Origin of the sequence: Streptomyces sp. NPDC059861 (assembly GCF_042731435.1) — a bacterium.
In the GTDB taxonomy this organism is placed as follows: domain Bacteria; phylum Actinomycetota; class Actinomycetes; order Streptomycetales; family Streptomycetaceae; genus Streptomyces.
Genome location: NZ_JBHWJQ010000003.1, coordinates 189,753 through 197,310 on the forward strand (window position 1 = coordinate 189,753; position 7,558 = coordinate 197,310).

A 7,558-nucleotide genomic window follows, 5' to 3' on the forward strand; every position below is an offset into this window, starting at 1 on the left:
GCCGGCTCCGGTGCCGCCGGGACCGGCCGTTGTCAGTGCCGTGTGTTTCACTCTCAGTAGTCGGAACTCAGCCGAGTCCGGCGAGCTGGAGCAGGAGTTGTTTCACATCGGTGGCCGCCACGCGGTCACCGAGTGCACGGGGGGTGGAGCAGATGAGCAGCGGGCCGTCGTCGTCGCTCTCGGGAAGGCGGCCATGGCTGCCACGAATAGGTGAGGGATCCAGCGGCACGACCGCCATGCGGTAGCGCATGCCGAGCTTCTTGCGGGCCAGCGCGGTGGCCGCCTTGACCTTGACGTAGGGGTCGAGGGGATCCATGAAGAGCTCGACCGGGTCGTAGCCGGGTTTGCGGTGGATCTCGACGAGTCGCGCGAAGTCGGGCGCGCGCTCGTCGTCGAGCCAGTAGTAGTAGGTGAACCAGGCGTCCGGCTCCGCGACGGCGACCAGTTCGCCGGCCCGTTGATGGTCGAGATGGTGGGCCTTCTTGCCCTCGTCGTCGAGGAGTTGCTCGATGCCGGGCAGTCCGTCGAGCGCCGCCCGGGTCGCGTCGAGGTCCTCGGGGCGGCGCACGTAGACATGGGCGATCTGGTGGTCGGCGACGGCGAAGGCCCGCGACGCCATCGGGTCGAGGTACTCCATGCCGTCCTGCGTGTGCACCTCCAGCAGGCCCGCGCGGCGCAGTGCGCGGTTGATGTCGACGGGCCGGCTGACCGGGGTGATGCCGTACTCGGAGAGCACGACGACGGTACGGCCCTCCGCGCGCGCGTCGGCCAGCAGCGGCGCCACGGCCGTGTCCAGGTCCGCGGCCGCCTTCAGGGAGCGCGGGTCGTCGGGACCGAAGCGCTGGAGGTCGTAGTCGAGGTGAGGGAGGTAGCACAGGGCCAGGTCGGTGCGCCGGGTGCGCAGGATGTGGCGGGTCGCGGCGATGATCCACCGGCTGGAGACGAGGTCCGCGCCGGGCCCCCAGAAGTGGAAGAGCGGGAAGGTGCCGAGTTCCTCGGTGAGTTCGTCGTGCAGTTCCGGAGGGCGCGTGTAGCAGTCGGGTTCCTTGCGGCCGTCGGCGTAGTAGACCGGGCGGGGGGTGACGGTGATGTCGGTGTCGGCGCCCATGGCGTACCACCAGCAGATGTTGGCGACCGTGTAGCCGGGGTGGGCGCGGCGGGCGGCGTCCCAGAGTTTGTCGCCGGCGACCAGGCCGTTGTGCTGGCGCCACAGCAGGACATCGCCGAGTTCACGGAAGTACCAGCCGTTGCCGACGATGCCGTGCTCGGAGGGCATGGTGCCGGTCAGGAAGGTGGACTGGGCGGCGCAGGTGACGGCGGGCAGGACCGTGCCCAGCGGGGCGTGGGCGCCGGACTGGGCGAGGGTCTTGAGGTGCGGCATGTGGTCGAGGAGACGGGGGGTGAGGCCCACGACGTCGAGCACGAGGAGCGGGGTGGGGCGCGCTGGGGCGGGGGCGTTCACGGCAGCTCCTTGAGGCCGAGGTCGGTCAGCAGGTCACGGGAGAGGGTGAGTTCGGCCGCGATGCCGTCCGTCAGCTGGGTGCGGGCGCGGGGCCGCAGCTCCGGTGGGAGGGCCTGCCACGTGTACGTCTCGACCTCCAGGTGGTGGGTGAGCGGGGCGGCTCCGCCGACGAGCCGGGCCAGCGCGCTCTTCAGCACGGCGAGCGTGGAGGTGAGGGGCGCGGCGGGGTCCGCGTGCAGCGGGACGTGGAAGTGGGCGCGCCACGGTGAGGCGTCGGGCAGGGCGGCGCCCTCCAGGGCGGGGCCCAGGTCGTCGGTGCCGCGCAGGCCCATGGCGGTGGCGGTGCGGGTCTGGTGCAGGAAGCGGGGTTCGTCGAAGGCGGCGAGGGCTTCGCGGACCTCGGGCAGATGGGGGTGTTCGGCGTGCAGTGCGGCGGAGAGCTGGGACTTGACGACGGGGACGCCGGCCCGGGTGAGGGCGTCGAGGGCGGTGTGCGGGTCCTCGAAGGAGGTGGCGAGGTGGCAGGTGTCGACGCAGATGCCGATGCGGTCGTGGGCGATCGCGGTCAGCGGGGCGATGGCGTCGCCGGTGGTCTCGACGACGCAGCCGGGCTCCGGTTCCAGGCCGACGCGCAGGGAGCGGCCGGTCAGTTCCTGGAGTGCGTCGAGGCGTTCGCCGAGGGTGCGCAGGGCGGCGTGGGCGGCGTCGGCCCGCCGGCTGTCCTGGGCGGTGCGCCAGGCGAGCGGGAGGGTGGAGATGCTGCCCTCGGTGACGTCGTCGGGGAGGAGGCCGGCCAGCACACGGGCGAGGGCGGTGGTGTGTTCGAGGCGTTCCGGGTCCGCCCAGTCCGGCTTGTACACGCGGTACTTGACCTCTTCGGCGCCGAAGCCCTCGTAGGGGAAGCCGTTGAGGGTGACGACCTCGAGTCCGCGCCGGTCCAGTTCGGTGCGCAGGGTGCGCAGCGCGGACGGGTCGGTGACGAGCGCGTGGGCGGCGTCCTTGGCGAGCCACAGGCCGATGCCGAGCCGGTCGCGGCCGAGGCGGCGGCGGACGGGTTCGCAGTGGTCGCGCAGTTGCGCGAGAACACCGTCGAGGGTTTCGGCGGGGTGGACGTTGGTGCAGTAGGCGAGGTGCACCGTGGAGCCGTCGGGGTGGCGGAAGCGCATGGCTCACTCCCCGCCGCGCAGGATGGAGTTGCCCTCGTGGGTGGCGTCGGTCGCGGCGATGTCGAGGTTCAGCCGGCCGCTGAGGCCGTAGAACGCGACGGGGTTGCGCCACAGCACCTGGTCGACGTCCTCCTCGCTGAAGCCCTCGGCGAGCATCAGGTCGCCGACCTTGCGGGTCTTCAGGGGGTCGCTGCGTCCCCAGTCGGCGGCGGAGTTCACCAGCACCTGCTCGGTCCCGTAGGCGCGCAGGATCGCGACCATCCGTTCCTCGTCCATCTTGGTGTCCGGATAGACGGAGAAGCCCAGCCAGCAGCCGCCGTCCTTGGCCTCCTTGACAGTGGTCTCGTTGAGGTGGTCGATCAGGACACGGTCCGTGGCCAGGGCGGACTCCCGCACCAGGTCGAGGGTGCGGCGCAGACCGGCGAGTTTGTCGCGGTGGGGGGTGTGGACCAGCGCGGGCAGCTCGTGGTCGGCGGCGAGCTGGAGCTGGGCGGCGAGCGCGGTGTCCTCGGCGGGCGTCATCGAGTCGTAGCCGATCTCGCCGACGGCCACCACCTGGTCCTTGACGAGATAGCGGGGAAGTTCGTCGAGGACGGGAAGGCAGCGCGGGTCGTTCGCCTCCTTGGGGTTCAGGGCGATGGTGCAGTGGTGGGCTATGCCGTACTGGGCGGCGCGGAAGGGCTCCCAGCCGAGCAGGGAGTCGAAGTAGTCGAGGAACGTGGCGGGCGAGGTGCGGGGCTGGCCGAGCCAGAAGGCGGGCTCGACGACGGCGCGCACACCGGCGGCGTGCATGGCCTCGTAGTCGTCGGTGGTCCTGGACGTCATGTGGATGTGGGGGTCGAAGATGCGCATCAGGACTCCTTGGCGTGGGGGGTGTCCGATCCGTGCGGGGCGGCCGCGGAATCGGTCAGGGCCAGGACACGGTGCAGGTCCTCGGGTACGGGGCGGCCCGCGGCGGTGCGTTCGGTGGCGTAGTCGCCGAGCATGCGGGCGAGTTCGGCGTCGCCGCGGGCACGGCGCTCGAGGTCGGCGACGCTGTCGACGGAGACGCCGGTGAACAGGCACTTCAGTACGGCGTGGCGCCAGTTGTGCGCGTCGAGGTGCCGGGCGGCGTAGGGGCCGACGGCGGCGGCGACGAGCCGGGTGTCGTTGGTGCGCAGGGCGTCCTCGATCAGCGGGAGGCCGTCGGGTCCGTCCACCAGATGGGGCAGGGCGTGCAGCACGGCGCGGCGCTCGGCTCCGGTGCCCTGGCGGTAGACGCGGCTGAGCGCCTCGGGGTCGGCGCCGGCGGCATGGAGGACCAGCACACGGGCGGCGTCGGCGTGCTCGTCCCCGCAGCGGCGGCCCGCCTCGGCGATGCGCAGCTCCCACACGGAGATGGGCCCGTGCGTGCCGGGGTGGGCGGCGGCCTCGGCGAGGGCCTGGTCGAGCCAGGCGCGGGCGGCTCCCGGGAGGTGGGAGGCGAGGTGGGCGCGCAGGGCCGCGAGCGAGGTGCTGTCCCCGGCCTCGGTGCTGCTCGGGTCGCCCGAACTCGCCGCCGGGTTGGCCGCGCCGGCGTCCAGGTGCTTCACGGGATGCTCCCTTCAGGGGTGGCGGAGGGTTCGCCGTGGGGTGCGGCGGGCGGGGTCGGGGGTGGGACCGGCCCGTCGGGTGGTGCGGCGGCGCGCAGGAACGGGAGGGCGAGTCCGGCGTGGTGGGGGCCCGCGTGGGAGTGCCGGGGCAGCTCGACGACGGTCAGGCCCTGGTAGCCGGTGGCGGCGAGGGCCGCCAGGACGGGCGGGAAATCGATCTCCCCCTCCCCGAACGGGAGGTGCTCGTGGACGCCACGGCGCATGTCCTCGATCTGGACATGGCGCAGCCAGGGCCCGGCGGCGCGGATGCAGTCGGCGGGAGGGAGGGGTTCGAGGCACTGGCAGTGGCCGATGTCGAGAGTGAGACCGAGGGCGCCGGGGTCGCCGAGGGCGCGGCGCAGTACGTGGAAGTCGTCGAGGGTGGCGAGGAGGTGGCCGGGCTCGGGTTCGACGGCGAGCGGGATGCCGGCGGCGGTCGCCGCGTCCAGGACGGGGGTGAGGCTGTCGGCCAGGCGTTTCCACGCCGTGTCCGCGTCGGTGCCGGGCGGAAGGATCCCGCTGAAGCAGTGCACGGCGTGGGCACCCAGGTCGGCGGCGACCCGGACGGCCCGCAGGAGCAGGTCGACGCGGCGGGCGCGGTCGTCGGGCTCCGGGTCCAGGAGGGAGGGGCCGTGTTTGCGGCGCGGGTCGAGCACGTAGCGGGCGCCCGTCTCCACGGTGACGCCCAGCCCGAGCGCGTCGAGTCGCTGCGCGACCCGGCGGGTGCGGGCGGACAGGTCCGGGGCGAGGGGGTCGAGGTGCATGTGGTCGAGGGTGAGACCGACGCCGTCGTAGCCGAGGTCGGCGAGCAGCGCGAGGGCGTCGTCGAGCCGGAGGTCGGCGAGGCCGTTGGTGCCGTAGCCGAAGCGAAGGGCGGCGTGGGGGGCGGCCGGTTCGCCGGGGTGCCGCGCCGGGTGGGGCCGGGGGGTCATGTGATGCTCACTTTCCTCGCGTACCTGCGTCCGATCGGGGCGAGCGCGGCGATGGCCACGGCGGTGAGGCCGGCTCCGGCCCGGGCGGCGAGCGCGGCCTGGAGGGGGATGGTGGCGCGGATGCCGCCGCCGACGGCCCGTTGGGTGAGGGGAGGTGAGGGGTTGAGGGCGGCGTGGGTGTAGGGGCGGCCGGCGGTGGCGGCGTAGGCGGCGGCCAGGGCGGTGCGCAGGGCGACGTCGAGCGTGAGGCCGGGCCGCTCGTGCGCGGACGTCCGGCGTCCGGCGCCGCCGGGGACGCCGGACCTGGCACCGATGCCCGCCCTGGCGCCGGTGCCGGTCGGCGTGGCGTCCTGCGTGCCGCGCGGGGCGCGGGCCACGAGGCGGGTGAGGAGGGCCGTGGCGGCGAGGGCGGCCAGGGGCGGCAGGGAGGAACCGCCCTGGGTCTCCCGGCGGGAGACCGTCGTGACCGCGAAGGTGTGGGTGCCGAGGAGGGCGGCGGAGGGCAGGGCCTCGCGGGTGCGGCCGGTGGTGGCGGCGGCGCCGAGGAGGTGGTCGAGGCCGCGGGCGGCGGCCATGGCCACCGGACCGGCGGGAGTGTGCTTGAGGGCGAGGTCGTACGCCCAGACGGTGGCCGCGAGGGGTGCGGCCACCGCAAGCGCGGGGCGGCCCGCGCGGGCGGCGAGGGCCAGTCCGGCGGCGGTGAGGGCGCAGGCGGCCGTGAGGGCGGAGGACGGCTGGACGCGGCCCGAGGGGAGGGGCCGGTGCGGACGTTCGGCGGCGTCCTCCTCGCGGTCGGCCCAGTCGTTCAGGGCCATGCCCGCCTCGTAGAGACAGAGGGAGGAACCGATGGCGAGCAGGGTCCGGGAGTTGGGCGGGGCCCCCGTGGACGCCGCGCCGCTCAGGGCGTCCCCGGGGACGGTGAACAGGGCGGGGAGCCGCAGGAGTTCGGCCCAGGCGCGGCTACGGCTCATGCCCGCTTCCCCTGAGTGCCCTCGCCCTGGGTGCCCTCGCCCTGGGTGCCCTCGCCCTGGGTGCCCTCGCCCTGGGCTCCCGCCTGCTGGATGCCGTCTTCCTGGGCGCCCTCGCGCTCAGGCCGCTCCTGCGCCCCCGCCGGCCCCGCGGCCCGCAGCCGCTCCCCCAGCCGGCGCAGCGACACGTACTGCTCCCCCAGACTCGCGGGCCCGTCCCCCACCGGGTCCTTGAAGTAGAAGCCGAGTTCGCCGAGCGGACCGGAGACGCCCACCTCGTGTGCGCGGGCGGTCAGGCGGGCCAGGTCCAGGACCAGGGGTGCCGCCAGGGCCGAGTCGCAGCCCTGCCAGATGGTCTGGAGGACCATGCGGGTGCCGAGGAAGCCGTCGAAGGCGATGTGGTCCCAGGCGGTCTTCCAGTCGCCGAGGGCCGGGACGTCGTCGATGTGCACCTCGCCCTCGGGCACGGTGCCCAGGGTGTCGGCGAGGACGCGCTCCTTGCCCGCGTTCTTCGCCGCCGCGGCGGCCGGGTCGGCGAGGGCCGCGCCGTCGCCGCCGCCGAGCAGGTTCGTACCGGACCAGGCCCGTACGTCCAGCGCCCGTTGCGCGAACATCGGACCCAGCACGGCCCGCAGCAAGGTCTGTCCGGTCTTGCCGTCCCGGCCGGCGTACGGCAGGCCGCTCTGCTCGGCCGCGCGGGCGGCGACGGGGTGGTGCATGCCCTCGGACGGGGTGAAGTTGACGTAGGGGCAGCCCGCCCGCAGGGCCGCCAGCGCGTAGAGGGTGCTGGCCGGCAGCGGGGCGCCGGGTCCCTGGGACGCGGGTTCGGTGGAGGCGACGTTCACCACCACGGCCCGCCCCAGTTCGTTGCGGCGCATGAAGTCACGTATGTCGTCGGCGAAGGCCGTGATCAGTTCGGCCTCGCTCCTGGTGTCCCCGGCGGTGGGGCCGCCGGGCCTGATCTCACCGTCGGCGGCGGCCAGTTCGGCGGTGACGGCGGCCGCGACGCCCGGCGGGAGGACTCCGCCGGCGGTCAGTGTCTCGGCGCGTTTGGGCAGAGGGCAGTCGACGGTGTCATGGCCACCGAAGACGAGGTCGGACAGCGCGGGCAGGCCGCTGTCGGTGAACGCCTGGGTCTCGGTCACCATGCCGGTGGGTGGGTGCAGCCCCGCGGTGACGGCGGCGCAACCCGTGACGACGGTGGTGGCGACGGAGCCTCGCGCTCCGATCAGCCACACCCCCACACGCGGTCGGGAGAGGGACGCGGACATGGGCAGCCTCCTTGTCGTGCGCGAACCCCGGGCGGGGACAAAGACGGCGGGCGGGGGTCCGGGGGCCCCCCCCCCCCCCCCCCCCCCCCCCCCCGGGGGGGGGGGACAAACAACCGCGGGTTGGGGGGGGGAGCACGGGCGGGGCCGCC

General features: G+C 74.5%; 7 protein-coding genes. All 7 read right to left on the minus strand.

The genetic code is table 11. The features are described 5' to 3' along the window. Nucleotides 1-67: 67 nt before the first annotated feature. The 7 genes from ACFV6X_RS04170 to ACFV6X_RS04200 are packed head-to-tail and all read right to left on the minus strand — an operon-like array spanning nt 68 to nt 7,409. Nucleotides 68-1,462, minus strand: a complete 1,395-nt coding sequence (locus ACFV6X_RS04170) for an alkaline phosphatase family protein (RefSeq protein ID WP_385377306.1) — start codon at nt 1,460-1,462, stop codon at nt 68-70. Further along, nucleotides 1,459-2,628: a metabolite traffic protein EboE gene (eboE, locus tag ACFV6X_RS04175; protein WP_385377309.1), complete on the minus strand. Its 1,170-nt coding sequence runs from the start codon at nt 2,626-2,628 to the stop codon at nt 1,459-1,461. Before eboE ends, ACFV6X_RS04170 begins: the two co-directional genes overlap by 4 nt. 3 nt (nt 2,629-2,631) lie before the next feature. Next, a complete protein-coding gene (locus ACFV6X_RS04180; RefSeq protein WP_385377311.1) occupies nt 2,632-3,480 on the minus strand; it encodes a TatD family hydrolase in 849 nt (282 codons plus the stop codon). Next, complete coding sequence (locus ACFV6X_RS04185) at nt 3,480-4,190, minus strand: EboA domain-containing protein (protein ID WP_385377519.1); 711 nt, start codon at nt 4,188-4,190, stop codon at nt 3,480-3,482. Before ACFV6X_RS04185 ends, ACFV6X_RS04180 begins: the two co-directional genes overlap by 1 nt. Before the next feature lie 5 nt (nt 4,191-4,195). Beyond that, nucleotides 4,196-5,170 (minus strand): sugar phosphate isomerase/epimerase family protein, encoded by a 975-nt coding sequence (locus ACFV6X_RS04190; RefSeq protein WP_385377313.1) that lies wholly within the window; start codon nt 5,168-5,170, stop codon nt 4,196-4,198. Further along, nucleotides 5,167-6,141 carry an SCO3242 family prenyltransferase gene (locus tag ACFV6X_RS04195; protein ID WP_385377316.1) on the minus strand — a complete coding sequence of 325 codons (975 nt, stop codon included), beginning with the start codon at nt 6,139-6,141 and terminating at the stop codon, nt 5,167-5,169. The genes ACFV6X_RS04190 and ACFV6X_RS04195 overlap by 4 nt, the downstream gene beginning before the upstream one ends. After that, nucleotides 6,138-7,409 (minus strand): inositol-3-phosphate synthase, encoded by a 1,272-nt coding sequence (locus ACFV6X_RS04200; RefSeq protein WP_385377319.1) that lies wholly within the window; start codon nt 7,407-7,409, stop codon nt 6,138-6,140. The genes ACFV6X_RS04195 and ACFV6X_RS04200 overlap by 4 nt, the downstream gene beginning before the upstream one ends. Between the last annotated feature and the right edge of the window lie 149 nt (nt 7,410-7,558).